Raw genomic sequence first — 22,025 nt, 5'->3', positions numbered from 1 at the left:
CAAGACATGGACTCCCGCCTGCGCGGGAGTGACAGCAGATCGGGCGTTCGTCATTCCCGCGAAAGCGGGAATCCATCCGGATCAAGGCATGGACTCCCGCCTGCGCGGGAGTGACCTGGCGGCTAGTGTTTGCGCAATCGCAACTTCACGCGCCGACTCGTCAGCACGCCGAGGAACTGCGTGATCTTTGCGTCACTGGCGAGCGTCGTGAGTTCTTCGTCGTAGATTTCTTTCACGAGCTCCACGTCCGTGTCCATCTCACGGGCGATTGCTTCGGTCGCTGCACGATCGTTGGTGTTGCCGGGCACGGGTCGAATGAGTGACGCCATCGCTTGGATCCTCCAGTGACGAAATCTCGACATCGACATGCTTGACAGGAACGGCTGCATCAGCTTGCGAGTCTTGCGCGCGCTTGCTGTTCACAGAACGATCAATGCAACGCGGATGCAATGATCCGCCGCAGAAATGCGAAGTCAAGCGCGTGTTATCCAGAAGTTTTCCACCGCTTCTGTGGATATCTGCACTCGCCCGAAATATTTCCGGCAGTTACGCCGTCACATCGAAGTCACATGCGTGCGAAAAATTTTTTCGCGGAGCGTTGTCACCGCCGCATCACCACCGAGCTGTCGCGCGCACACCAATCGCGTTGCTCGCCCGATGCAACAGGGGTTTTCACGCAAGATCCGGCGTCGCGTCGACGCACCATTCACCGTCGGCGGGCACGGAGTTCGCCGACGCGACGCAATCCGCAGCCAAATGCGCCGCGCAATCACCGTGACCCCTTCCGAAAGTCTCTTGCGATTGCTCGCGGAATATGTTTACCGCCGAATCGGCGATTGTTTCTGCGGTATGACGCCGCCGGCTGCTAGAATCCGCGCCGAAATCTCCCCCGCGTCCCTCGGACACACCATAAGTCCCGTCGACTCACGACGATCCGGGGGCGACCCGTGGGCCTGTAGCACAACGGTTAGTGCAGGGGACTCATAATCCCTTGGTTCCAGGTTCGAATCCTGGCGGGCCCACCAATTCTGCGCCGTCTTTGACGGGCTGTGCCCACCAGGAGCTTCATCACCTCCCGCTCACGTTCCGAGATCGTCGGAGTACCCCGCGCGAGCGCGCGGCCATTGAACGATCGGGCGCCCGTCCATCCGGTACGGATTGTTCTCGTCGTCGTCACTCCACGGATGCGGCCAGCCATCGGGCGAATCCTCCCACCACTCCTGGCGCCCGTAGACCGTCAAGTCCATCAACGAATAGTTGTTACCCATCACCTCAACACCGCGCCCGGTCGTCCAGTACGTCTCGAACACCTTCGATCCTTGCCGCAGATAGCAGATGAGGTACATCGTGTTCGCGCGCCGACCGGCCAGGAGCGTCTCGAGCGATTTGCCTTGAACCGAGTACCACGGCAACTCCCAGCCCATGAATTTGCGATAACACATACTCGCTTCGGAAGGCCCCTGGCAGAACGTCGCATAAGTAATATCGCGCGACTGAAGGAAGGACACCTCACGGACCTGTGTCGTGTAAAGCGCGCAGCCCTCGCATTGGTCTGCAGCAGAATGCCCGTGGTGCCACATGAAGTAGTAGGCGATCAGCATTCGGCGACCTTCGAACGCGTCCAGCAGAGTCACCTTACCTCGCTCTGCGATCAGCGAGATGCTGCCCTCGACTTCGACCATCGGTAACCGCCGCCGGGCGGCAGCAATCGCATCGCCCGCCTTCTTGTGCTGTTTCTCGCGAGCTCGCAGGGAATCAATTTGCGATTGGTAAGTGGTGCGATCAGCTACAGCAGGTGCCTTTTCCTGCGCTCCGGTTGTAGACGTCTGTTTCATGGTGAACTCCAGGTCGGCGACCAAGGGATGCGCTTGGTCTCAGCGCCCGTGTGAAACCAGCTCTCATCTTAGATCCGCAGGCATCGCGCGAAGGAGTAACAAGATAGTCGTGATGCGTGCGGTGCGATGTGGGCAGATCATGCACGGCCTGTGAAGCCTTGATCACAGCGCTCCAAGCTCGTGGCAGGCATCGTGGCGAGTTGACTTCAAGTCAACAATCGGCCAGGAGCCATTCACCCGCAGTCCCAGTAATACATCACCTCGCTGAAATCACGTTTGGCTAGATCCCTCGGTCGTATGTAGAAATTGCCGACGCCGCCGTCTGCCCATTCCGCCGAGTACTCATTCGTCACGAAGCTGTCGAGGCTGAAAAGGAGCAGCCATTCTTCCTTGGGGAAATCCAGGCGAGGATCATGTTGCTCGACGCGCGAGTAGCCGCCTATGCGTCCTTGGTAGTAGCGACCACCGATGAACTGGTCGTATTCATCGACGAGGTCGTTCCGAACGGAATCGTCATCGTAGAAGAAGTCATACCCGTCCTTGCCGAAATAGCGCCGGAACCGGTAGTCATCGTGCCTGACGTAGCTCGTGTCTGCTTTGAAGATCAGCCGCGCTTCGCCCGAGATCGGGAAACCGTACTCTTCGCTGAACTCTATCTGTGGCGTCTCACTGATCAAGTTCTCAGCATCGTGCGATACGGTGGGAAAGTACACAGCGCGAAAGTAGCTGTAATCGGTGAGGCGGGCGAGCTCCGACTCATGCGTGCCGTCGAAGCGCATTCCCCAACCGTGTGAATCGTCGTATCCCGGCGAAACGTACAACTGCAAGATGCCTTCGGTGGGATAACCTTCGAGCGGCGGCATCTCCGCGAAATTGATCTGCGCGAGCATGACCAGCGGCTTGCCGTCGCGATCGACGGGCCAGCGTCTATCCTTGGGAAAGTACGGGACACCGAGGAGCTTGCTCTCCCACGGCTTCGTCTGGGCACGGACGGGCGTGACGGAGATATGCGGCAGTCTCGAACTCGCGATTCTGCGCGCGTAGGGTGCGAGTTCTTTCGGAAGGTCCTCCATTCCAGGCACGTGGTCGGCGCCATCGCATCCAGAGGTGAGCGCTGCAAGTGCGAGGGCGAAGATGCGCAGCAAGCATTTCACAATGGACCTCATCGAACGTTGTTGCCGACCGCTGGAGACGGAAGATGCTCCGAATAATGAGTGTGCACGCCTTCTTGTCAATGTGGGAATAGCTTCGGAACATCGGTGCCGGTGACGGGGGGCTTGCGACCAGCATGACTTCGATGCGCTTGAGACGGACGCCCGAAGCACATGAGCCCGCGGGCTGGGACGCTACTGGCGAAGATGACGCCCACACCCGTTCCGACTACTATCGCCCCTGCTAATAACAACAATCAGGCAGATCTGCCTCAGCAGGCCATCGTGAACGCCCAACCCAATCCCTACGCCCCACCCACAGCGCACGTCGATGACGTCTCCGGCGCAACATCGGAGATGGAACAGATCCGGCAGGAGCACATCAAGCACGAGGCGTCGGTCCGGTCGATCGGCGTGCTCTATTACCTCGGTGCATTCTTCCTCGGTGTAGCGGGAGTCCTCTTCCTCGTAGGCGCGTTCAGCGGCGCTGGACTTGGAAACCTGGGCTCAGCCCTGATCGCCATCTATCTGGTGATGGCAGTGCTGTTCACAGCGGTCGCCCGCGGAATACGCCGGTACCAGCCCTGGGCTCGCACCGCGACGATCGTGCTGGCGTGCATCGGTTTGCTGGGCTTTCCACTGGGTACGCTCATCAACGCGTACATCCTGTATCTGATGCTCGCCGCGAAGGGCAAACGCATCTTCGAATCCGACTATCCCGATATCGTCGCAGCGACACCGCACATCAAGTACAAGACATCCATCATCGTGTGGATCGTGCTCGCGATCCTGGTTCTGGTCATAGCGGCGGTTGTGATTCCTGCACTGGTGAGCCGCTGAGCGAGTCCTGCTCGAACAGGCGCAGCTTTCCGCTCAGGTACTGGCGCACTTCATCGGCCGTCTCGAAGCCGAAGTAGTCGGAATGCTTGTCCCAGAAGGCGAGGACGAAGCTGTCGTCGCGCGAAAGGAGCTCGCGGATCTGTCCCGCGATGAGCAGGCGCTGCGTGGGATTGTAGTGCCTGAGGATGGCCTGCCATCGATCCTCGTCCGAATGAAAGCGCAGCCCGGAGTCGCCGTCGAAGTGACTGAGGATCGCTTTCTTCAGCGAAGCGAGTTCGCCCAGGTGCCGCACGGCCGGCGGATCGATGAAGCTGATCCTCAAAGGAACCTCCCACCCCGCTGTGGTTGGACTTTGCCATCGTGGCCTCCCGATTCTGCTCCCGCCGCCGCGGAATCGTCGAGTCCCGCGCTGCACAGCGACAATTCCGCCGCTCATCGTCATGCGCAAGGCCGATCGACGGCACTCGCCGTGTCGGTTTCCCTGATAGCATCGCAGTGGCTTCTGCTGACCTGATCGCTCCGCGCGTCTGATCCGCAAAATCCCGACCCTGCGTCGCGCGCGGGGTGCTTGCACTGGAACTTGTCGCCCCCACATGAGTCTCGATTACAGGCGCCCGGCTTCCGGCGCCCAGCTTCCGTCTCCATTGAAGCGATGAGGAATTCGATGCAGTTCGATCAGGAGCGCCCCAGGCTCGGACACCAAGGCGGCCTTGCTGCGCGCACGCAAGGGTTTCTGCTGAAGGCAGTGACCGCCGTCGCGACCGGCGTGGTGCTCGTGGGAGCAATCGCCATGTCCGTCGTCGTATTCGCAATCGCTCTGATCGTCTTCCTCGGCTTCGGCACTTATCTGTGGTGGAAATTGCGGCAGGCACGCCGCCAGGCGCCCGTGCGATACGAACGAAGCAACGTGATCGACGGCGTCGCGTTCCATGAAGTCAAACAGGAAGACCGCTCCCGCACCGAGCGATAGTCCAGCCGCGGACTGCAGCGATTGCAAATCCTGCGCATCGGCGTTACAGAACTCCGATGGTCCACGAAAGCAGGTATCCGCGATGAGCAGACTTCTGGCCGCAGCACTGACGGCTGTCTGGGTTTCTTCCGTTCTTGCGCAGAGCCCTGCGGATATCGTGATCCGGCATGCCACCGTCGTCGATGTCGAGCGTGCCCGGCTGATTGCGGATCAGGCAGTGGCCCTCTCGGGTGATCGCATCGCGGCAGTGGGAAAGGATGCGGACATTGCGAAGGATTGGGCGGCCGCCAAAACGATCGACGCTCAGAACCGCTTCGTGATTCCGGGACTCTGGGACATGCACGTTCACTTCGGCGGCGGACCGGAACTGATCGAAGAGAACCAGGCGCTGCTGCCGCTGTACGTCGCCCACGGCATCACGACCATTCGCGATGCGTCCGGCGATCTGCCCACCGAAGTCCTGGACTGGCGTCGCGCCATAGCGAAGGGTGAGCTCTTCGGCCCGACGCTGCTCAGCTCCGGCCCGAAAATCGAAGGCCTCAAGCCGGTCTGGAAAGGCACGATCGAGACGGGATCGCGATCCGATGTCGACAGCGCGATCGAGCGACTCAGAACCCTCGACGTCGACTTCGTGAAAATTACGGACAGCACGCTGCAGCCGGATCTTTTTCTCTACGCGCTGACCCGCGCTCGTGCGGCAGGCTTCAAGACATCGGGCCACATCCCGATGGCGGTCACAGTGAAGCAGGCCGTCGATGCCGGGTTGAGCTCGATCGAACACCTCGGATACGCATACAACGCCGGCGCGAAAGATGAGGCAGCGATCGCCGCGGATTTCGGCGCCGGTCGTATCACGCGCGAGCAGGCGAACGAACGACTGGACAAAGGCTTCGATCGCGCGACCGCGATGAAGGCCTATCGTTATCTCGCATCGAAAGGTGTCTTCGTCACGCCGACACTGAACGGCTCCCGCATCATCGCGTACCTCGACCGCGACGATCATCACAACGATGCCTACCTGGCGTACATCGGCCCGCGACTGCAGAAGACTTACGCGTGGCGCGTTGAGCGGGCAGCACAAGCGAACGCGGAACAGATCGAGCAGCGACATGCCCGCTACGAACGCATCGCGGCTACGATCCCGATGCTGCAGCAGGCGGGCGTCACGATCATGGCCGGGACCGATGCCGGATTCCTCAACTCATTCAACTATCCCGGCATCGGGCTGCACGATGAAGTCGCGCTATTCGTCGACAAAGGACTCACGCCAGCGCAAGCACTGCAATCGGCTACGCGCGCGGGTCCGGCCTGGTTCGGTCTGCTCGATCGCTACGGCTCGGTGGAGCGCGGCAAGGCAGCAGACCTGGTGATTCTCGACGCCAATCCGCTCGACAATATTCGTGCAACACGATCGATTCGCACGGTCATACTGCGCGGGCAGGCTTACGACCGGGCCGCGCTGGATCGGATGCTCGAAGATGCTCGCAACAAGGTCGCGGCCTGGAACGCGAAGGCGGCGAGCTGAAACTCCTGTTCTTCCGCAAAACCCTGAGGAGAATTGCATGGCCCTCGAGAAAGTCCTCTATCGCGCTCAGGCGACTGCGACCGGCGGTCGCGACGGCCGCGCTGCCAGCAGCGACGGCAAACTCGAAGTGAAACTCTCGACGCCGAAAGAACTCGGCGGCGCGGGCGGCGACGGCACGAATCCGGAGCAACTGTTCGCTGCCGGCTACAGCGCGTGCTTTCTCGGCGCCATGAAATTTGTTGCGGCTCGCGACAAGCTCCCGCTGCCCGCCGACACGAGCATTCGCGGTACCGTCGGCATCGGTCCGATTCCCAACGGGTTCGGCATTGAAGTGGAACTACACGTTACGCTGCCCGGCGTCGAGCGTTCGGTGGCGCAGACGCTGGTGGAACGCGCGCACGTCGTCTGCCCTTACTCGAATGCGACGCGCAACAACATTGAGGTGAAGTTGTCAGTGGCGTGAGCGGCTTCCCTTTGTGGGTGGCGATCTTCGCATGGCGATGCGTTCCGTCATTCCCGCGCAGGCGGGAATCCATCCGACTGAGAGGCATGGACTCCCGCATTCGCGGGAGTGACGGAGGGATGCTTCGCATGACGTCCGACCAAAGTCGGACCCACAGCAAGAGGACCGGCAGCTAGTTTCCTCCCACCGCACTCTTCACCACCTTCCCCGCCTTCATCACGAACGACACATCGCGCAGTCGCCCAATGTCCTCGATCGGACTCCCTTGCACCGCGATCAGATCAGCGTCGTAACCCGCACGCAGCCGGCCGAGGCGCGCGCTCATCCCGAGAATATCTGCATTGTTGACGGTAGCGGCCTTGATCGCCTCAGCCGCGGGAATGCCAGCTGCGACGAACAACTCCATCTCACGAACAGTCGCGTGCGAATCATTCAGGCTGCCTGAGTCGCTGCCGATACCCATTGCAACGCCAGCCCGCCACGCCCGGCCGGGATTCGCAATCGCGGCCTGAGTCCAGCGCTTCAGTCCTTCGGCGTCCATGCGGCCGGGCATGCTGGAGAACTTCTCGAGTTGCTTGCTCACGAACTCTGCGACGTAGGCAGTCGGCACCAGATACGCACCGTGCTTCCTGAACAGCCGCGCCGACGCATCATCGAAGTAGGCGCCATGCTCGATCGTCCGCGCGTCGCTTTCCAGCGCGAGATTGATCGCAGCGGTGCTGTGCGCATGCGCCGCGACGGGCCGTTGAGCACGACGTGCCGCTTCGGTCACTGCGTTCACTTCCTCGGGCAACATGATCGGCTCGGCGGTGGCCTGTCCCGTGGCTTCGCCGCCAGACCCCGAGACTGTCACTTTGATCCAGTCGGAACCCGCCTCGATGTTCTCGCGGGTCACGCGCCGGCAGGACTCGGGCCCGTCGCAACCGCCAGGCACGAACGCGAGTTCGCCGGGTGACTGCCTCACCGTGCCATGACCACCTGTCCGAGAAATGATCCGGCCAGCAGCGAAGACCCGCGGCCCCTCGATGACGCCGGCGTTGATCGAGTCGCGGACGGCGAACGTGATGCCTGTGTTGTCGCCGACGTCCCGAACGGTCGTGACGCCGGCGTGCAGGATCTTCCGCGCGACCGACGACGACATCAGCGCCAGTCGCGCCTCTGAAGACAGCGTCCGGGCATCGGCATCGAGCGGCATCGCGATGTGCTTGTGCATGTCCATGAGCCCCGGCAGCACGAAGCGATCGCGAAGATCGATCAGCGTCGCGTTGCTGCCGTACTTCGAAAGAGCCTGATAGCCCTCTTCGACCGCGGTGATCCTTCCCGCGCTGACGACGATCGTTCTCTGGGAGAGAGGCGCGTCGCCAGGATCGGCAAGCACCACACCCGCATGAATGACCGTGACGGGCGGCGGTTCCGGGGGTGCGTCGGCCTGAGACCAGGCTGGACTCGTGACGAGTCCGCAGGCAAAGATCAGCGCCAGCACACGATTCATTCGCTCCGCTCCTTTCAGTGCTTCTCGCGATATCTCTTCACGATCCGGTTCAGGCCGACAGGCGTGACGCCGATGAAACCGGCGAGATCCTTCTGTGGGATCCGTTCAGCCAGCGCCGGCGACTCCACGACAAACCGCGCATGGAGTTGTTCGGCTGTCAGCATCAACAGGTCCCGCTCGCGCCGGACTTTGATTCGGGCCAGCAGGGCGTAAGCGGTTCCCAGTGCCTTCTGCCACTGTGCATGGCGATCAGCCAACGCGAGAATCTGCCTGAACGGCACGCGCTCGGTCACCGATGCCTCGATGGCTTCGCTCGTGAACAGCGCCGGCAGTCCTGAGAGCGCTTCGAGGCAAGCGAACGGCACCTGCTCGGCTGAGAAGCTCTTGATCCATTCGCTGCCGTCTTGGTCGGTGAAGTACTGCTTCAGCAAACCAGTGTGAACGATGTGCACGTACGGGTGCGGCTCGCCCTGGCGGAAAGCAAATTCACCGGGCCGCAACTCGACGGGCTCGATCGCCCGCTCGATCACTTCGATGTCCGGCAGACTGACGCCCGCTCGTTTCTCGAGCGCGGCCAGCGCATCCAGGACACTGCTCACTCTCTTCTCCTGATTAACCGGGGTTAATGACGAAGACATTCGCGATCCGCACCCTACGCAGCGATCGTCACCAGGAGAACGCCATGTCGCTCGAAGCCAATCGCCGCCTGATTCGACGCTATTTCGAGGAGGTCTGGAACGAAGGCAGGCTCGACGTGCTCGATGAGTTGCTGGCGCCAGACTACCTCAATCACAGTCCCGGCATACCGAACCCGCGACCCGGCCCGGCCGATCTCAAGCCCATCGTTGCAGGCATGCGCATCGGCATTCCGGATCTGCACTATCAACTGCTCGATCTCGTCGTGACGGAAGACAAAGCAGTCGCCTATGTCAGCGTGACCGGCACGCATAAAGGCCCTCTCTTCGGCATCGAGGCCACGGGCCGGAAGATCGACGTGCGGCAGATGCAGATCGAATGGATTCGCGACGGGCGGATCTGGCAGCACTGGCGACTGACGGACGATCTCAATCTGCTGCGCCAGCTGGGCCAGCTGCCGATGTGACCTGGGCGGATACTTGTCTTTGCACTTGCTGCAATCTGCGGGTGACATCGCTCAACGCCGAGCTCTGCGTGGCATGCAGCGGCTTCATGAGATCGGCAGCCTTCTGCAAGTCCGCTCGCGCGGCCGAATCGTCTCCCAGCGAAAGAAGCGTGGCTCCCCGAACGTGCAAGACATTGGCTCGCGCGAATGGATAGCCATTTCCGACATGCTGATCGAGATGCGCCAGAGCAGCGTCGGCTTCCATCAGTGCCGCATGCGAATCGTTGAGTCGCAGATGCAGCCACGCTGCTGACGTTGCCAGCTCCACGAACGACACGTCGAAACCAGCCGGCGCCGTGCTGGATTCGCGTCGTGACAGGAGCTCCTTCGCCATCGATACGTCACCGACCTTCAACGCGACGTCGATAGCGCCCGAAAGGAAATCACTGAGGTCCGCTGCCTGCACACCGTAGAACGCCGGCAGCTCGCTCACGAGGGCGAGATCCTGGCGTGCAGCATCGAACTGTCCCAGCTCCGCATGCGCACGCGCACGCGCGGTCAGCCACTGAACCCCATTGAGAACGAAACGCTTGCCGAACTCGAGCCAGGAATCCTTGAACAGATCGAGTGCGGCCAACGCTTCCCGGGGACGGCCTTCCTGAAGCAAGCCGTTCGCCCGATAGACCGCCGTATCGAATTCCACGGATGAAGGCTTCGCGATGGCGTCGGGTGTCAACACCTCATCGAAGTAGACCTTCGCCTTCGCCAGCTGCCCCGACTGTTGCAATGCGTCCGCATAGAGCCCGAGATGAATGCGCGTGTAGATCGATGTGTCGCCGGCATGCTGTCGCAGCAAAGCGATTCCCTTTTCATAGTCGCGCAGTGCTTCGTCGATCTGGCCGAGCTGCATTTCGCAGAACGCCGCCCAGGCGTAGCTTGCGCCCAGATTGGTGAAGTCACGAGAGTTCGCGCGTTCGAAGACCTGCGTCGCCTCACGGAAGCGCGTCAGCGCCGCCTGCATGTCACCCTGGGTTCGCAGCAGGTGCCCCAGCGAATAGACAGCTGAAAAATAAGCCGGCTCCGACGGATAACGTGCTTCGAACAGCGCGACACCGTCGCGCATGATCCGGATCTCTTCCGCCGGATCGGTCGCGAACTGCGCCACCGTCGTCGTCAAAGCACGAGCCCGCAACAACGAATCGCGGTCGCCTCGTGCGTCCAGCTCGGCGATCGCCTGGTTTCGTGCCGCGAGCGCTTCCTCGCCGCGACCCAGCAGGCGAGATGCTGTTGCCACACCGACCAGCGATTCCACGTAGCCATCGCTGTTCGTCAATTGCTGTTCGCGCGCGATTCGCACCGACTCCTGCCAGAGGGTCGATGCCCGATCGAACTCGTTGATGTCGAGCAGAAGGCGCGCGACCGTATTCATCACTTCGACGTGAACGGCCGGCGTATCCGAGAACTCGCGAAGGACGCGGTCACCGGCGGTGACGAGCAACTCCTGCACCGACATGGTCCGCGCTTTTGCGGCATCAGGCTGTAGCCGCGTGTTCTTGTCGAACAGAGCCGTCATGAACGATTGCACTGCCCGCTGCTTGCGCGCTTCTTCCTGCGCGATTCGCGACTGTTCGGCTGCAATGCGCGCCTGCCATGTCGTCGTGACGATACCAGCGATCAGCGACAGCATCGCGAGCACGCCCGCCGCCACCGCGAACCTGTGCCTCGACACGAACTTCACCGCGCGATAACTCCACGCATCACCCCGAGCCAGCACCGGCTGGCCTTCCAGATAGTTGCGCAGATCGTCCGCAAGCTGGTCGACGCTCGAGTAGCGCCGATGCGGTTCCTTGCGCAGCGCCATCAGCAGGATATTGTCGAGGTCGCCGCGCAATTTCCTCTGCACACGACGGATACCGAGCGAGCGCGGCGCGTCCCTGGCGGCGGTAGCTCGATCGGCATCGGCCCCCACTGCGACACTCGGCCGTGTCGGCGCGGAGTCGCTCATGATCTCTGCGACCCGCTCGACAGTGTCCGCACCCGACCGATAGGGACTATGCCCAGTCAGCAATCGATAGAGCACGACACCGAGTGAGTACACGTCGCTGACCGTGGTAACCGTATCGCCGCGCACCTGCTCCGGACTCGCGTACTCGATAGTCATGACCCGCCACTGAGTAGCGGTCTTGTCGTTCGTGTTCGGCAGCGAGGATTTCTCGAGCAGCTTTGCGATCCCGAAGTCGAGCAGCTTCACCGAACCGTCGGCGGTCACGAGGATATTGCTGGGCTTGAGATCGCGGTGCACGACGAGCCGCTGGTGCGCAAAGCTCACGGCAGCACATACCTGCAGGAACAACTGGATGCGCTCGTTCACGCCGAGCAGGTTGTCCTCACAGTAGCGATCGATGGGCTCGCCCTGAACGAGCTCGATCACCAGATAAGGGACGCCGTCACGTGTCGTGCCACCGTCGATCAGTCGCGCGATGTTCCGGTGTTCGAGTGTCGCGAGAATCTGGCGCTCCGACCGGAATCGCCACGCGACCTGCTCCGGGTCATGGTCGGTGCGAACGAGCTTGATGGCCACGACGGATTCATATTGATCGTCGGCGCGCTCTGCCTTGTAGACCTCGCCCATGCCCCCGCGACCGATGAGCTCAGTCAGGCGGTAAGCACCGATGCGCGAGCCCGCACGCAGGCCACTCGGTTCATTGAAGACGTCGGCTTCGAAGGCCGATGCCACCGCGTCCTGCAGCGGCTGCTCGAACGGGTCGCCGGATTCATCATGCGCGCCGATCAGCGATTCGACGTCGAGACGCAGCTGCGCTTCACCGCCGGTCGCCTTTTCCAGATAGGCGTCGCGCTCCGCACGCGGCAGCGCGAGAGCCTCGTTGAACAGCGTCTTGATTCGCTGCCAGCGCTCCGGAGTCATCATGGGCGCTTCACCGGATCATCGGCGCCCGCAGCGCTCAATTCACGCCGCAACCAGGCGCGAGCCATTGCCCACTCACGCTTCACTGTCGCGGGCGAGATTTCGACGACATCCGCCGTTTCCTCGATCGTGAGACCACCGAAGTACCGCAGCTCGACGATGCGGGCCTGCTGCGCATCAATGACGGCGAGCGCTTCGAGTGCGCGATCGATCCCGAGCACGTCGATGCCGGGCGGCTGATCGGAGTGGATCTCCTCCTGCGCCGCCGCGACGAACGCTGCATCGATTTCGAAGGCAGCGCGCGTGTCGTCGAGGCTCAGCGCTTGTTCGCCGGCACCCCGTTTGGCGGCCGCCCGCTGGCGGGCGTGATCGACGAGCACTCGCCGCATCATCTGCGACGCGAGTGCGAGGAATTGATTGCGGTTGCGCCACGAAGCACTGCTCTGCCCTGAGAGACGCAGGAACGCTTCGTGGACCAGGGCAGTGCCCTGCAGCGTGTGATCGCTGCGCTCTCGGGCGAGACGCTGCTTCGCCATCCGCCTGAGCTCGCCGTAGACGAGCGGGAACAACGCGTCTGCCGCCGCGGCATCACCGCCGCTCCAGCGATGAAGCAGGCGGGTGATTTCCAGCGAATCGGAAGACGCGTCACTCATGCGGTACTCAGCGTGCCGTGCCGCTCCTGACTCGTTCGAGATAGCGATCGCGAAGTGCCGTCTGGCGCGAGGTCATGACGGCAGGCACGCCGCCGGTCCAGACCTGTTCAGCCGTAGTAGTGACTTCGAGTGGATCGCCGCTCCAGAGGACGAGATCAGCAACCTGCCCCACCGCGATCCGCCCGCGCGTACTGCCCACGCCGAAGATGTCCGCGGGTGTCGATGTCAGGCCAGCCAGCGCGACCGGCCACGGCAATCCGTGCGCGACAGCATTCCCGGCAAGCTGACGGATCTTCTGCGCATTCTGCGTCGGATCGGACGACTGCGAGAAGGCAACTGCCACGCCTGCCTTCGAGAGCAGTACGGCGTTGTCGAAGCGCGCTCCGATACGATCGAACGTCGCCGGCAGATTCTCCAGGGAATCGAGCAGTACAGGAACTTTCGCTTCAGCGAGCTCATCGGCAACGACCCACGCCTCTGTCGCGCCCGAGATGATCGGCTTGATGTTGTAGCGCTTCGCAAGCGCAATCACCTGGCGGATGTCCGCTGCACGATGCACGTTGAAGACGAAGCGGCCGCCATTCAGATAGCGCCCGAACACTTCGCGTCCCGCCGGAAGCAGCAACGGATGCGTTCCTCCTGCCTGAGGCGAACGGACCTCACGCACAGCCTGATCGAACAGCATGTACTGCGCGGCCCGGCTGCCCGCCGAGATCGACACCGCATCGCTGCCGAACTGCATGAACAGGGCGCGGCTGCCATCGAGCACGGCGTCATAGCGACCGTCGAGCGTCACCGCAGCGCCCTGCCCTGAGAGAATTGCACCGCCGTCCTGGCTGCCCGGCGCAACGACGGTCCATGTGAGCCCCTCCACTCGCGCAACCGGCAGCAGCACCGAGCGCGGATTGAAGGCGAGCGTGACGTCGAACTCGGGGCGCCACTGCATCTCCCATGCGGGAGCACCGGTGCTCAGGTACTCATCGACCGTCGACGCTTCGAGCGACACTTCCTCGACACCGATCGCCGTCAGGCCCGCGAACAGCCCGGGCGTGAGAGGCCGACCCTTCGCATCGATGACCGTCGCACCCGCGGACGTTGCGAGATCCTTGCCTACGGCCGCGATCTTCCCGGCGCGCACGAGCACATCGCCGTTCACAATCTCGCCCGCTGAAGTCGCCGTGTGAACGTGGGCACCGCGGATCAGCAGCTCCTGCGCGGAGGCCGTCGTGATTGCGGTGAACAGGGAAAGCGCGAACGCAGCTCTGATCATTGAAGTTCTCATCGTGCGACCTCCTGCTGGCCGAGCATGAAGTCGGATCGCGGTCTCGGTTGCGGATTCGCCCGGTCGAAGGACAACACGCCGTCGATGAACACCTGGTCGGCGAGCGCGTAGACGCTGAAGGGATCGCGATTCCAGATCACGACGTCCGCCATCTTGCCCGTCTCGAGCGTGCCGGTGCGGTCGGCAACGCCGAGCGCTTTCGCCGGATTCGCCGTGACCCAGCGAATCGCCCGCTCGGGCGGAATGGGCAGTCCGACGCGGGCACCGCGCGTCATGGCCTTGGCGGCTTCCTGGTTCAACCGCTGGATGCCTTCCGAAGAGTCGGAGTGAACGATGGCGCAGCCGTCCTTCGGATGATCGACGAACGCGAGGTTCTCCTGGATGCCGTCGAAGGATTCCATCTTGAAGCCCCACCAGTCCGCCCACAGCGCACCGCACACCTTCTTCTCGGCGAGCTTGTCGGCAAGCTTGTATGCCTCGACGCCGTGATGGAACGCGGCGATGCGGAAACCGAACTCGTCGGCGAGATCGAGCATCAGCTGCATCTCATCCGCGCGATAGCAGTGAATGTGAACGAGGATCTTGCCTTCCATAGCCGCGACCAGCGTCTCGTTGCCGAGATCCCGCTTCGGTTCAGTGGGCGGCTCCGCGTCCTTGTCCTTCTCTTTCTTCTTCTCATAGTCGGCGAGCTCGCGCTCGTACTTCTGCCATGAGCGCTGATATTCCTGTGCGTCCGCGAACGCCTGCCGGTAGCCCGCGACGTTGCCCATGCGCGTCATGGGCGCCTGCGACTTGCTGCCATAGACACGCTTCGGATTCTCGCCGCATGCCATCTTCAGGCCGTGCGGCGCATCGGGAAACTTCATGCCCTGCACGCCCGTTGCAGCGACGTTCTTCAGCGTCACACCGCGACCGCCGATCAGGTTTCCCGAACCCGGCAGTACCTGCAGGGTCGTGACACCGCCTTCGAGAGCAGCCTCGAATCCCGGATCCTGCGGCCACACCGCGTGTTCGGCCCAGACGTGCGGCGTCGCCGGCGCGACCATTTCATTGCCGTCCGAATGCGCTTCGACACCAGGGCTTGCATACACCCCGAGGTGTGAGTGCACATCGATGAGACCCGGCGTCACCCAGCGACCGGTCGCATCGATCTGCGTGCCGCCGGCGGGCAACTCGAGGTTGCGTCCAACCGCCTGAATCTTCCCCGCAACGATGAGCAGGTCGGCATCATCGAGTCGCTCGCCCGTCCCGGTGAGCACCGTTGCGTGACGGATCAATGTCGGTACAGACGCCGCAGGGGCGTACGTTGAGGGAAACGCCGAACGTACCGGTCCCGCTGCTGCAGCGGGCTGCGCAGGCGTTGCGGCCGGCTGCGCCGCGCAACCAGCGGCGACGCCGCAGGCGATGGCCAGCAGCGCTCTCGTCATTGTTTGAACCATGGTGTCCTGCCCTGAGCGGTAAGCGATGCGCGGAATGTGCGCGAAGCCGCGAGCCGGCGCAACCGTCAACCGTCCTCGCCTTGCCATCGACGTCATCCGGCGCGCTAGAATCGGTGCGCGGGACAAGCCGCTTCCGGGTCCGCGGGCAGGGTTCAACCCACTTGTCGTCTCGATTGCATCACCCAACCTTTGTGCAGCCGGTGTTGCGGACCGTCCGGTATTCAATGCATGGAGGTTTCCCGTGACTACCCTGCCCGACCGGCCCGATCTCGAGCACCTGCGCAAACAGGCCAAGCAGCTTCTGCGATCCTGGCGCGATCGCGAACCATCCGCCTTTCAGCGCCTGCGAACCAGCTTGCCGATCGCCCACGACAAGAGCGACGGTGCGATTGCTTCCGCGAATTTGCGACTGCATGACATGCAATCGTGCATCGCGCGCGAGTACGGCTTCGCCAGCTGGAGCGACTTGAAGACTCACGTGGAGTGGCTGCAGACACAGGCATGCGGCCTGGAATCGATGAGACTGCAGTGGCTGCGATTCGTCTATGGCGGTGACATCGCCGGGGACGGGCTCTTGCCCCGACCCGACCTGGCGGCGCGTTTGATTGCTGCTCATCCGGATCTCGCACAGGGCGATCCGCTCCTCGCCTGCGCGGTCGGCGATGAAGCAGCGATTCGCGATGCCATCGCACGCGATTCATCGTGGGCGACCCGAAGCAGCGGTCCGCTCAACATCCCGCCGATCATCGCCGTGAGCCATTCGACCCTGGCTCGCTTCGATCTCCATCGCGAGCCGCTGCGCCGAAGCTTGCGGCTGCTGCTCGATACCGGGGCGGATCCGAAGACCACATTCGGCAATCGGTTTCCTCCAGCTTCGGTCGAGCAACCCGGCGACGAACCGCTCACTGCAATCTACGGCGCTGCCGGCAAAGTGCACGATCCCGTCATGACACAACTGCTGCTCGAAGCCGGCGCGGATCCGAACGACAACGAATCGCTGTATCACTCCCTCGACGATCCGGATCGGACCCTGCCGTGCACGAAGCTGTTGCTACAGGCAGGCACACGCGTTCCCGGTACGAACGCGCTCGCGAAGATTCTCGACTTCGATCACTACGACGGACTGGCGCTGCTGCTCGAACACACACCTCACGGAGAAGAGGATCTCGACCGGATCCTCGGTTGGGCGATCTACCGCAAGCGCTCGGCGCGTCACGTACGGGCGCTACTCGATGCGGGCGCGAATCCTCACGGTGGCAAGAGTGCGGGGCACAGCTTCTACAAGGCTGCACTGGCTCAAGGGCTCGTCGACGTGGCGAAGTTGCTCGCCGACGCGGGTGCGGGCGAAGAGCTATCGCTGGCAGAACAGTTTGCCGCGGCGTGTGCACGAGTAGACGAGAAGCAGGCACGAGCGCTGCTGGCCGCTGATCCTGATCTGATCGCATCCATGTCCGAACTGCATCAGAAGCAGCTGCCGATCCTCGCGATGAATGGCGCCGACGATGCAGTCCGTCTGATGGTTTCGCTGGGCTGGCCGATCGCGGCACGGGGCGGCGACATCGACGGATCGGCACTCAACTGGGCCGTGTTCCGTGGCAACGCACCGCTGGCGAATTTCCTGCTGGATCACGGAGCGGACTGGCACGAACCTCACGCCTACAACAGCGATGTGATCGGAACACTCGGATGGGCATCAGTCAACGAGCCCAGCGGACCTGGCGATTGGGTGGGCTGTGCTGAAGTGCTGCGCGCCCACGGACTCCCTCGCGCGACACGATTCAGCGGTCCCAATGCAAACCATCCCTACGTCAGCCTCTTGGTCGACGGACGGGGCATGTATTTCCCGGACGACGTCGCCGACGCGCTGCTCGAAGAGTAGAGAGATACTGGCGAGGGCGCTTCGCATTGCGATGAAGTCACGCTAGTCTCTCGGCCCCGCCCCGAGAGAACCGGTCTTCATGCAGTCGCGTCGCTCCCTCGCCATCGTCGCCGTCATCGTGCTCATGTCCGTCTGGGGCAGCACGTTCGTCGTTACGAAAGCAGCAGCGCGCGATCTTCCACCGCTGACGCTGGCAGCGCTGCGGTTCCTGATTGCATCACTCGTGCTGATTCCGATCGCGCTCTCGCGTGGAGGATTGCAGCGACTGCCGCGGCCCGTTCCGTGGAGCGCGCTGAGCCTGCTTGCGCTGACCGGCATCACCGGTTTCGCGATCACATTCACCTACGCGCTCGTCTACGGATCGGCCTCGCAGGGCGCTCTGATCTATGCCGCGCTACCGGCGGCGATTGCGATCGCAGCAGTGGTTTTCCTTCATGAACGCCCGACGCGGCGACGCGTCGCGGGCATCGCGCTCTCAGTCATCGGCGTCGCTCTGCTCATCCTGACCGGGACGCCGGATGCAGCGTCTCCGCAACCGCTCCCGGGTGCACTCTGGATGCTGGGCGCGGTAGCGGTGTGGACCACGTACACGGTCATTGCCAAACGATTGGCCAATGCAGATCCCATCGTGACGATTGCGATCGTGTCGACTCTCGGTACGTTGATGCTGCTGCCGCCAGCCGCCATCGAGATCGCGGAGCACGGCTGGTCGAATCCATCGCTGTCCGCCTGGAGCAGCGTGTTGTTCCTCGGCGTAGTGGCGTCTGCCCTCGCGTACATCGTTTATGCGTTCGTCCTGCGCGAACTCGATGCGAGTCTCGTGGGGGTCTATACGAATCTCGATCCGATCGTCGGAGTGCTCATCGCCGTGCTGTTCTTCGGCGAAACGCTGCACGGAGGTCAGATTGCGGGCGGCGCGCTCGCGCTGGTGGGGATGTGGCTGGCATCGGCGGAGGCGTGAGATCGCTCAGTCCGAAGGCTCTTGTCGTGGGTCCGGCTTTCGTCGGACGTCATGCCGAAGGCATCCCGTCCACCCGCGACAGCGGAAAGCGACTTGAAGAACACAACCGTCGCGCAGGGCGTTCCGTCGGGCATCAGCGCATAGTCAGGGATCGTTCCGCACCGCTGCCACCCTTGACGCTCATAGAGCCGCTCGGCATCGCTGCTTGCTGTATCGAGTACGAGCAGAGTCTTGCCCTGCTCCAGCGCATATCGTTCGGCCGCGATCAGCAGGGCCGCACCCACGCCGCGCCTGCGGCCGCGATGATGAACGAGCATCTTCGCGATGTCAGCGCGATGCGGCTGATTCTCGGCCTGCGCCCAGACAACCTGTACCGTGCCGATGATCGAACCATCAGCCTCCTGTGCCGCGAAGATCGCACGCTCGCCTTTCGCCGCGCTCGCCTGCGACTGTCGCCAGAACCTCTCTGCCTTGTCGCGCGACATCGGCCACATGAAACTCACGGACGCGCCGCCTTCGACGCAATCGATCAGTACGTCGCTCAGCTCACGGATTTCCCGCTCGGCGATCGCGTCGAGGCGACGAACGACGATATCGGTCGACATGCAACTCATCTCCTGCTCGTGCGACCACGGTCCGTGGCCAGCACCACGATGTAGCGCGCCGGCTTGCGCGTGCGATTGCGAAAGGCGGTCGACTGGTTGATCTGCATCGCGAGGCAATCGCCTTCCTCCAGTCGATGAGTGACCTCACCCAGCGTCAGCTCGATACGGCCCTCCTGCACCCAGACTTGCTGCTCGAACGGGGCATCGCGCACGCCGGTCTCATACGCCACATGCGCACCCGCGGGCAGCATGACTTCGACGATCTGGATGGGCGACGGATAGTTGAGCGGCGAAATGTTGCAGCGAACGTAGCCCGACTGCGGATCACGCCACGAGGTGCGCCCTTCGCGGCGCGACAGCGGATTGAGCGGAGCGCTGGCATCTTCGAACAGACTGGCGAGTGGAACACCAAGCCCAGTCGCAATTTTTTCGAGCACGACTGCCGTTGCACTGCTTTCGCCCCGCTCGATCAGCGAGAGCATCGACCGGCTCACCGCGCACTTCTCCGCGAGCGCGTCGAGGCTCAGTCCGCTCTCGGCACGCAAAGCCCGAACGCGCGTGGCTATACGGGTGTTGATATCCGGTTCAGCGCTGCCGGGCTCTTCTTTCATACTGGATTAAATATCCAGTATTCTGGAGACTACTGTCAATGGGGACAGGCTCATTCCGTGCGCGGTAGCGCATCGTCGCGTCCGTGATCGTGAGAGGCTTGGACCAGCAGACAAGGAAAACCCCGTGTTCTCCACCCGCCGCAATTCCGGCCTGGTCCGCACGGCGCTGATTACATACGGCGTCGCTGGCCTTTCATGGCTGCTCTCCCGTTCACCGCTTCACCAAGCAGCCGAGGGATTGGGCGGATTCGCATCCGCGCGACTGCTGTTCTTCGTGGGCGTCGCGGTGCAGCTCGTGCTGCTGATTGCACGACAACTCATCAAGCGACACAACGCGGACCACGACGTCGCGACGCAGGCGCTCGACATCGTGGATCTGATCGGCGATGCCGTGACGGTATTCGTCTTCGCGCTCGGCACGCTGGGTGCCGTGCTGGACTTCTCTGCAACTGTGTAAAGAGCGGACTGGGATCAACGATCTTCAGTCCCCGTGTATCCCCGTGTCCCCGCGGAAAGTCCGGCTCTTCTCTTCTCCGGACCTCAATACCCGACGGCCTTCCCCGACTCGTTGCGACCGTCGCTCGCGCCGAGCCGCATGCCGGTCGCGAGATCGATCTGGATGCACTCGCCGTCGCCGACGCCGCCGAAACTGATGGCGTGACCGCGGCCTTCGAGCAGTTTGATCGTGTCGGGCGAGAACCGGTTACGCTCGAGCATGATGCGATCGGGCACCCACTGATGATGGAACCGCGGCGCATTCACCGCCTGCTGGATGTCGAGACCGAAGTCCGCGACGCCGACGAGGATGTTCGTGACCGTCGTGATGATCGTCGGGCCGCCCGGTGAACCCAGCACCAGCCAGAGCTTGCCGTCCTTGAGCACGATAGTCGGCGTCATGGCGGAGAGTGGGCGCTTGTTCGGACCGATCGCGTTTTCCTGGCCCTGGATCAGGCCGAACATGTTCGGCGCGCCGGGCTTCGACGAGAAATCATCCATCTCGTTGTTCAGCAGGAAGCCGAGCGAGCCGGCGGTGACTTTGGAACCGTAGCCGCCATTCAACGTCGTCGTCACCGCGACCGCGTTGCCTTCGGCGTCGACGACTGAATAGTGAGTCGTCTGCGTCGGCTCGAAGCCGGGCACGAACACCGGATGTTCCTTCACATAGCGTTCGAGCTTCGTGGAAGTCTTGGGCCGCACGATCTTCTGCGAAGGGGAGGCGTGCGCGGGATCGACCGACTGGCGCCATTCGACGGCGTACTTCTTGTCGGCGAGTTCCATGACAGGCAGTTCGCTGAATTCCGGGTCGCCGAGGAACTGCGCGCGGTCGTAGAACGCACGACGATACGCTTCAGTGATCAGGTGAATCGATTCAGCGGAGCCGAAGCCAGCCTTCGCGAGATCGAAGCCTTCGAGAATGTTCAGCGTCTCGATCAACGCGATGCCGCCAGAGGACGGCGGCGGTGCGCTGATGACATCGAGGCCGCGATACGTGCCGGTGACGGGCTTGCGATCCTTCACGTCGTAGTTCGCGAGATCCTGGGCCGTGATCAATCCGCCACCGGCCTGCATGAATTCGGCGAACTCGCGCGCCATCTTGCCGGTGTAGAAATCGTCGGGTGACGAAACGATGCGTTCGAGCGTGCGTGCAAGCTCCGGCTGCTTGAACACATCGCCCTGCTTCCAGCCCTTGCCGCCGTTCTGGAAGATGCGCTTCGAGTCGGCGAACTGCGCGAGGCCTTTGTCTTCGGTCAGCGAACGCGCGTCGCCGTAGTCCAGCGTGAACCCATCGCGCGCGAGGCGAATCGCCGGCGCCATGACCTGTGCAAGCGTCAGCTTTCCGTAACGCTTCTGTGCGTGCACGAGACCCTTCACCGATCCCGGGACCCCGACCGCTTTGTAACCGACGCGGCTCAGATTCGGGACGATGTTGCCCTGCGCGTCCTGATACATCTTCTCGCTCGCCTTGCCCGGCGCCTTCTCGCGATAGTCGATGAAGTTCGTGGTGCCGTCGTTCAGGCGAACGAGCATGAAGCCGCCGCCGCCGATGTTGCCCGCGGTCGGATGCACGACTGCGAGCGCGAAGCCTGTCGCGACCGCCGCGTCGATAGCGTTCCCGCCCGCCTTCATCATCTCGACACCGGCCTCCGATGCCAGCCCGTGAACGCTCACGACCATGCCCTTTTCCGCGCGCTCGGGGCGCATGCCCGCGCCGGCAGCAATCTGGACTGTGGTCAGGGAAAAGATGAAGACCAGGAACGACAGGCGCAATTTCATGGATGACCTACGCGGACATGAAGCAACGAGCGTTTGAA

20 protein-coding genes, 1 tRNA gene and 1 pseudogene are annotated in these 22,025 nt (G+C 62.7%); 9 read left to right on the top strand and 13 right to left on the bottom strand.

Annotated elements, in window-relative coordinates:
• Window positions 1–122 precede the first annotated feature (122 nt).
• The gene (locus HNQ60_RS22190) at window positions 123–329 is read right to left on the bottom strand and encodes a DUF3562 domain-containing protein (protein ID WP_184334948.1); all 207 of its coding nucleotides are present in this window, start codon (window positions 327–329) and stop codon (window positions 123–125) included.
• A gap of 620 nt (window positions 330–949) precedes the next feature.
• Here HNQ60_RS22190 and HNQ60_RS22185 point away from each other — a divergent pair.
• A tRNA-Ile gene (locus tag HNQ60_RS22185) sits at window positions 950–1,025 on the top strand.
• 54 nt (window positions 1,026–1,079) lie between these two features.
• Here the strand turns inward: HNQ60_RS22185 and HNQ60_RS22180 are convergent.
• Together HNQ60_RS22180 and HNQ60_RS22175 are read right to left on the bottom strand one after the other, a co-directional pair.
• On the bottom strand, window positions 1,080–1,835 hold the full coding sequence (locus HNQ60_RS22180; RefSeq protein WP_184334947.1) for a DUF899 family protein: 756 nt from the start codon (window positions 1,833–1,835) through the stop codon (window positions 1,080–1,082).
• Window positions 1,836–2,068: 233 nt separating this feature from the next.
• The gene (locus HNQ60_RS22175) at window positions 2,069–3,001 is read right to left on the bottom strand and encodes a YwqG family protein (protein WP_184334946.1); all 933 of its coding nucleotides are present in this window, start codon (window positions 2,999–3,001) and stop codon (window positions 2,069–2,071) included.
• Between the two features lie 270 nt (window positions 3,002–3,271).
• Between HNQ60_RS22175 and HNQ60_RS22170 the strand changes: the two genes are divergently transcribed.
• Window positions 3,272–3,826 carry a hypothetical protein gene (locus tag HNQ60_RS22170; protein WP_184334945.1) on the top strand — a complete coding sequence of 185 codons (555 nt, stop codon included), beginning with the start codon at window positions 3,272–3,274 and terminating at the stop codon, window positions 3,824–3,826.
• Here the strand turns inward: HNQ60_RS22170 and HNQ60_RS22165 are convergent.
• Window positions 3,786–4,148: a hypothetical protein gene (locus tag HNQ60_RS22165; RefSeq protein ID WP_184334944.1), complete on the bottom strand. Its 363-nt coding sequence runs from the start codon at window positions 4,146–4,148 to the stop codon at window positions 3,786–3,788. The two genes, HNQ60_RS22170 and HNQ60_RS22165, sit on opposite strands and share 41 nt — an antisense overlap.
• A 342-nt stretch (window positions 4,149–4,490) precedes the next feature.
• Between HNQ60_RS22165 and HNQ60_RS22160 the strand changes: the two genes are divergently transcribed.
• From HNQ60_RS22160 to HNQ60_RS22150, 3 genes are all read left to right on the top strand, one after another.
• A complete protein-coding gene (locus HNQ60_RS22160; RefSeq protein WP_184334943.1) occupies window positions 4,491–4,796 on the top strand; it encodes a hypothetical protein in 306 nt (101 codons plus the stop codon).
• Window positions 4,797–4,878: 82 nt separating this feature from the next.
• A complete protein-coding gene (locus HNQ60_RS22155; RefSeq protein WP_184334942.1) occupies window positions 4,879–6,321 on the top strand; it encodes an amidohydrolase family protein in 1,443 nt (480 codons plus the stop codon).
• A gap of 37 nt (window positions 6,322–6,358) precedes the next feature.
• Complete coding sequence (locus HNQ60_RS22150; protein WP_184334941.1) at window positions 6,359–6,784, top strand: organic hydroperoxide resistance protein; 426 nt, start codon at window positions 6,359–6,361, stop codon at window positions 6,782–6,784.
• A gap of 172 nt (window positions 6,785–6,956) precedes the next feature.
• Here HNQ60_RS22150 and HNQ60_RS22145 read toward each other — a convergent pair whose 3' ends face one another.
• Complete coding sequence (locus HNQ60_RS22145) at window positions 6,957–8,276, bottom strand: amidohydrolase family protein (protein ID WP_184334940.1); 1,320 nt, start codon at window positions 8,274–8,276, stop codon at window positions 6,957–6,959.
• Between the two features lie 14 nt (window positions 8,277–8,290).
• On the bottom strand, window positions 8,291–8,875 hold the full coding sequence (locus HNQ60_RS22140) for a Crp/Fnr family transcriptional regulator (protein WP_184334939.1): 585 nt from the start codon (window positions 8,873–8,875) through the stop codon (window positions 8,291–8,293).
• Window positions 8,876–8,901: 26 nt separating this feature from the next.
• Between HNQ60_RS22140 and HNQ60_RS22135 the strand changes: the two genes are divergently transcribed.
• Window positions 8,902–9,378 (top strand): ester cyclase, encoded by a 477-nt coding sequence (locus HNQ60_RS22135; RefSeq protein ID WP_184334938.1) that lies wholly within the window; start codon window positions 8,902–8,904, stop codon window positions 9,376–9,378.
• Here the strand turns inward: HNQ60_RS22135 and HNQ60_RS22130 are convergent.
• From HNQ60_RS22130 to HNQ60_RS22115, 4 genes are read right to left on the bottom strand one after another with little or no spacing between them, the layout of a single operon-like run.
• Entirely contained in the window at window positions 9,341–12,286 is a 2,946-nt protein-coding gene (locus HNQ60_RS22130) for a serine/threonine-protein kinase (RefSeq protein ID WP_184334937.1), read from the bottom strand. The two genes, HNQ60_RS22135 and HNQ60_RS22130, sit on opposite strands and share 38 nt — an antisense overlap.
• Window positions 12,283–12,936 (bottom strand): ECF-type sigma factor, encoded by a 654-nt coding sequence (locus tag HNQ60_RS22125; RefSeq protein ID WP_184334936.1) that lies wholly within the window; start codon window positions 12,934–12,936, stop codon window positions 12,283–12,285. Before HNQ60_RS22125 ends, HNQ60_RS22130 begins: the two co-directional genes overlap by 4 nt.
• 7 nt (window positions 12,937–12,943) lie before the next feature.
• Entirely contained in the window at window positions 12,944–14,218 is a 1,275-nt protein-coding gene (locus tag HNQ60_RS22120; RefSeq protein ID WP_221304387.1) for an amidohydrolase family protein, read from the bottom strand.
• A complete protein-coding gene (locus HNQ60_RS22115) occupies window positions 14,215–15,657 on the bottom strand; it encodes an amidohydrolase (protein WP_184334935.1) in 1,443 nt (480 codons plus the stop codon). Before HNQ60_RS22115 ends, HNQ60_RS22120 begins: the two co-directional genes overlap by 4 nt.
• 241 nt (window positions 15,658–15,898) lie before the next feature.
• Between HNQ60_RS22115 and HNQ60_RS22110 the strand changes: the two genes are divergently transcribed.
• Both HNQ60_RS22110 and HNQ60_RS22105 read left to right on the top strand, forming a co-directional pair.
• A complete protein-coding gene (locus HNQ60_RS22110; protein ID WP_184334934.1) occupies window positions 15,899–17,536 on the top strand; it encodes an ankyrin repeat domain-containing protein in 1,638 nt (545 codons plus the stop codon).
• Between the two features lie 79 nt (window positions 17,537–17,615).
• Window positions 17,616–18,497: a DMT family transporter gene (locus tag HNQ60_RS22105; protein WP_184334933.1), complete on the top strand. Its 882-nt coding sequence runs from the start codon at window positions 17,616–17,618 to the stop codon at window positions 18,495–18,497.
• Window positions 18,498–18,583: 86 nt separating this feature from the next.
• Here HNQ60_RS22105 and HNQ60_RS22100 read toward each other — a convergent pair.
• Both HNQ60_RS22100 and HNQ60_RS22095 read right to left on the bottom strand, forming a co-directional pair.
• Window positions 18,584–19,102: pseudogene (locus tag HNQ60_RS22100) on the bottom strand (GNAT family N-acetyltransferase); the annotation flags it as partial.
• 5 nt (window positions 19,103–19,107) lie between these two features.
• Complete coding sequence (locus tag HNQ60_RS22095; protein WP_184334932.1) at window positions 19,108–19,713, bottom strand: helix-turn-helix domain-containing protein; 606 nt, start codon at window positions 19,711–19,713, stop codon at window positions 19,108–19,110.
• 124 nt (window positions 19,714–19,837) lie between these two features.
• On the opposite strand from HNQ60_RS22095, the gene HNQ60_RS22090 reads away from it, so the two are divergent.
• Window positions 19,838–20,170 (top strand): hypothetical protein, encoded by a 333-nt coding sequence (locus HNQ60_RS22090; RefSeq protein ID WP_184334931.1) that lies wholly within the window; start codon window positions 19,838–19,840, stop codon window positions 20,168–20,170.
• Window positions 20,171–20,253: 83 nt separating this feature from the next.
• Here the strand turns inward: HNQ60_RS22090 and ggt are convergent, their stop codons facing one another.
• Complete coding sequence (gene ggt, locus HNQ60_RS22085) at window positions 20,254–21,987, bottom strand: gamma-glutamyltransferase (protein WP_184334930.1); 1,734 nt, start codon at window positions 21,985–21,987, stop codon at window positions 20,254–20,256.
• Window positions 21,988–22,025: the final 38 nt, after the last annotated feature.

Origin of the sequence: Povalibacter uvarum, from assembly GCF_014202975.1 — a bacterium.
GTDB lineage: Bacteria > Pseudomonadota > Gammaproteobacteria > Steroidobacterales > Steroidobacteraceae > Steroidobacter > Steroidobacter uvarum.
The sequence above is the reverse complement of the archived record's forward strand: the minus strand, read 5'-3'. Positions and strand labels throughout refer to the sequence as shown.

What these genes read in the sequence shown, in the direction of transcription:
- HNQ60_RS22190 (WP_184334948.1), bottom strand. Translation starts at nt 329, where the DNA reads ATGGCGTCACTCATTCGACCCGTGCCCGGCAACACCAACGATCGTGCA.
- HNQ60_RS22180 (WP_184334947.1), bottom strand. Translation starts at nt 1,835, where the DNA reads ATGAAACAGACGTCTACAACCGGAGCGCAGGAAAAGGCACCTGCTGTA.
- HNQ60_RS22175 (WP_184334946.1), bottom strand. Translation starts at nt 3,001, where the DNA reads ATGAGGTCCATTGTGAAATGCTTGCTGCGCATCTTCGCCCTCGCACTT.
- HNQ60_RS22160 (WP_184334943.1), top strand. Translation starts at nt 4,491, where the DNA reads ATGCAGTTCGATCAGGAGCGCCCCAGGCTCGGACACCAAGGCGGCCTT.
- HNQ60_RS22155 (WP_184334942.1), top strand. Translation starts at nt 4,879, where the DNA reads ATGAGCAGACTTCTGGCCGCAGCACTGACGGCTGTCTGGGTTTCTTCC.
- HNQ60_RS22150 (WP_184334941.1), top strand. Translation starts at nt 6,359, where the DNA reads ATGGCCCTCGAGAAAGTCCTCTATCGCGCTCAGGCGACTGCGACCGGC.
- HNQ60_RS22145 (WP_184334940.1), bottom strand. Translation starts at nt 8,276, where the DNA reads ATGAATCGTGTGCTGGCGCTGATCTTTGCCTGCGGACTCGTCACGAGT.
- HNQ60_RS22135 (WP_184334938.1), top strand. Translation starts at nt 8,902, where the DNA reads ATGACGAAGACATTCGCGATCCGCACCCTACGCAGCGATCGTCACCAG.
- HNQ60_RS22130 (WP_184334937.1), bottom strand. Translation starts at nt 12,286, where the DNA reads ATGATGACTCCGGAGCGCTGGCAGCGAATCAAGACGCTGTTCAACGAG.
- HNQ60_RS22125 (WP_184334936.1), bottom strand. Translation starts at nt 12,936, where the DNA reads ATGAGTGACGCGTCTTCCGATTCGCTGGAAATCACCCGCCTGCTTCAT.
- HNQ60_RS22120 (WP_221304387.1), bottom strand. Translation starts at nt 14,218, where the DNA reads ATGAGAACTTCAATGATCAGAGCTGCGTTCGCGCTTTCCCTGTTCACC.
- HNQ60_RS22115 (WP_184334935.1), bottom strand. Translation starts at nt 15,657, where the DNA reads ATGGTTCAAACAATGACGAGAGCGCTGCTGGCCATCGCCTGCGGCGTC.
- HNQ60_RS22105 (WP_184334933.1), top strand. Translation starts at nt 17,616, where the DNA reads ATGCAGTCGCGTCGCTCCCTCGCCATCGTCGCCGTCATCGTGCTCATG.
- HNQ60_RS22095 (WP_184334932.1), bottom strand. Translation starts at nt 19,713, where the DNA reads ATGAAAGAAGAGCCCGGCAGCGCTGAACCGGATATCAACACCCGTATA.
- ggt (WP_184334930.1), bottom strand. Translation starts at nt 21,987, where the DNA reads ATGAAATTGCGCCTGTCGTTCCTGGTCTTCATCTTTTCCCTGACCACA.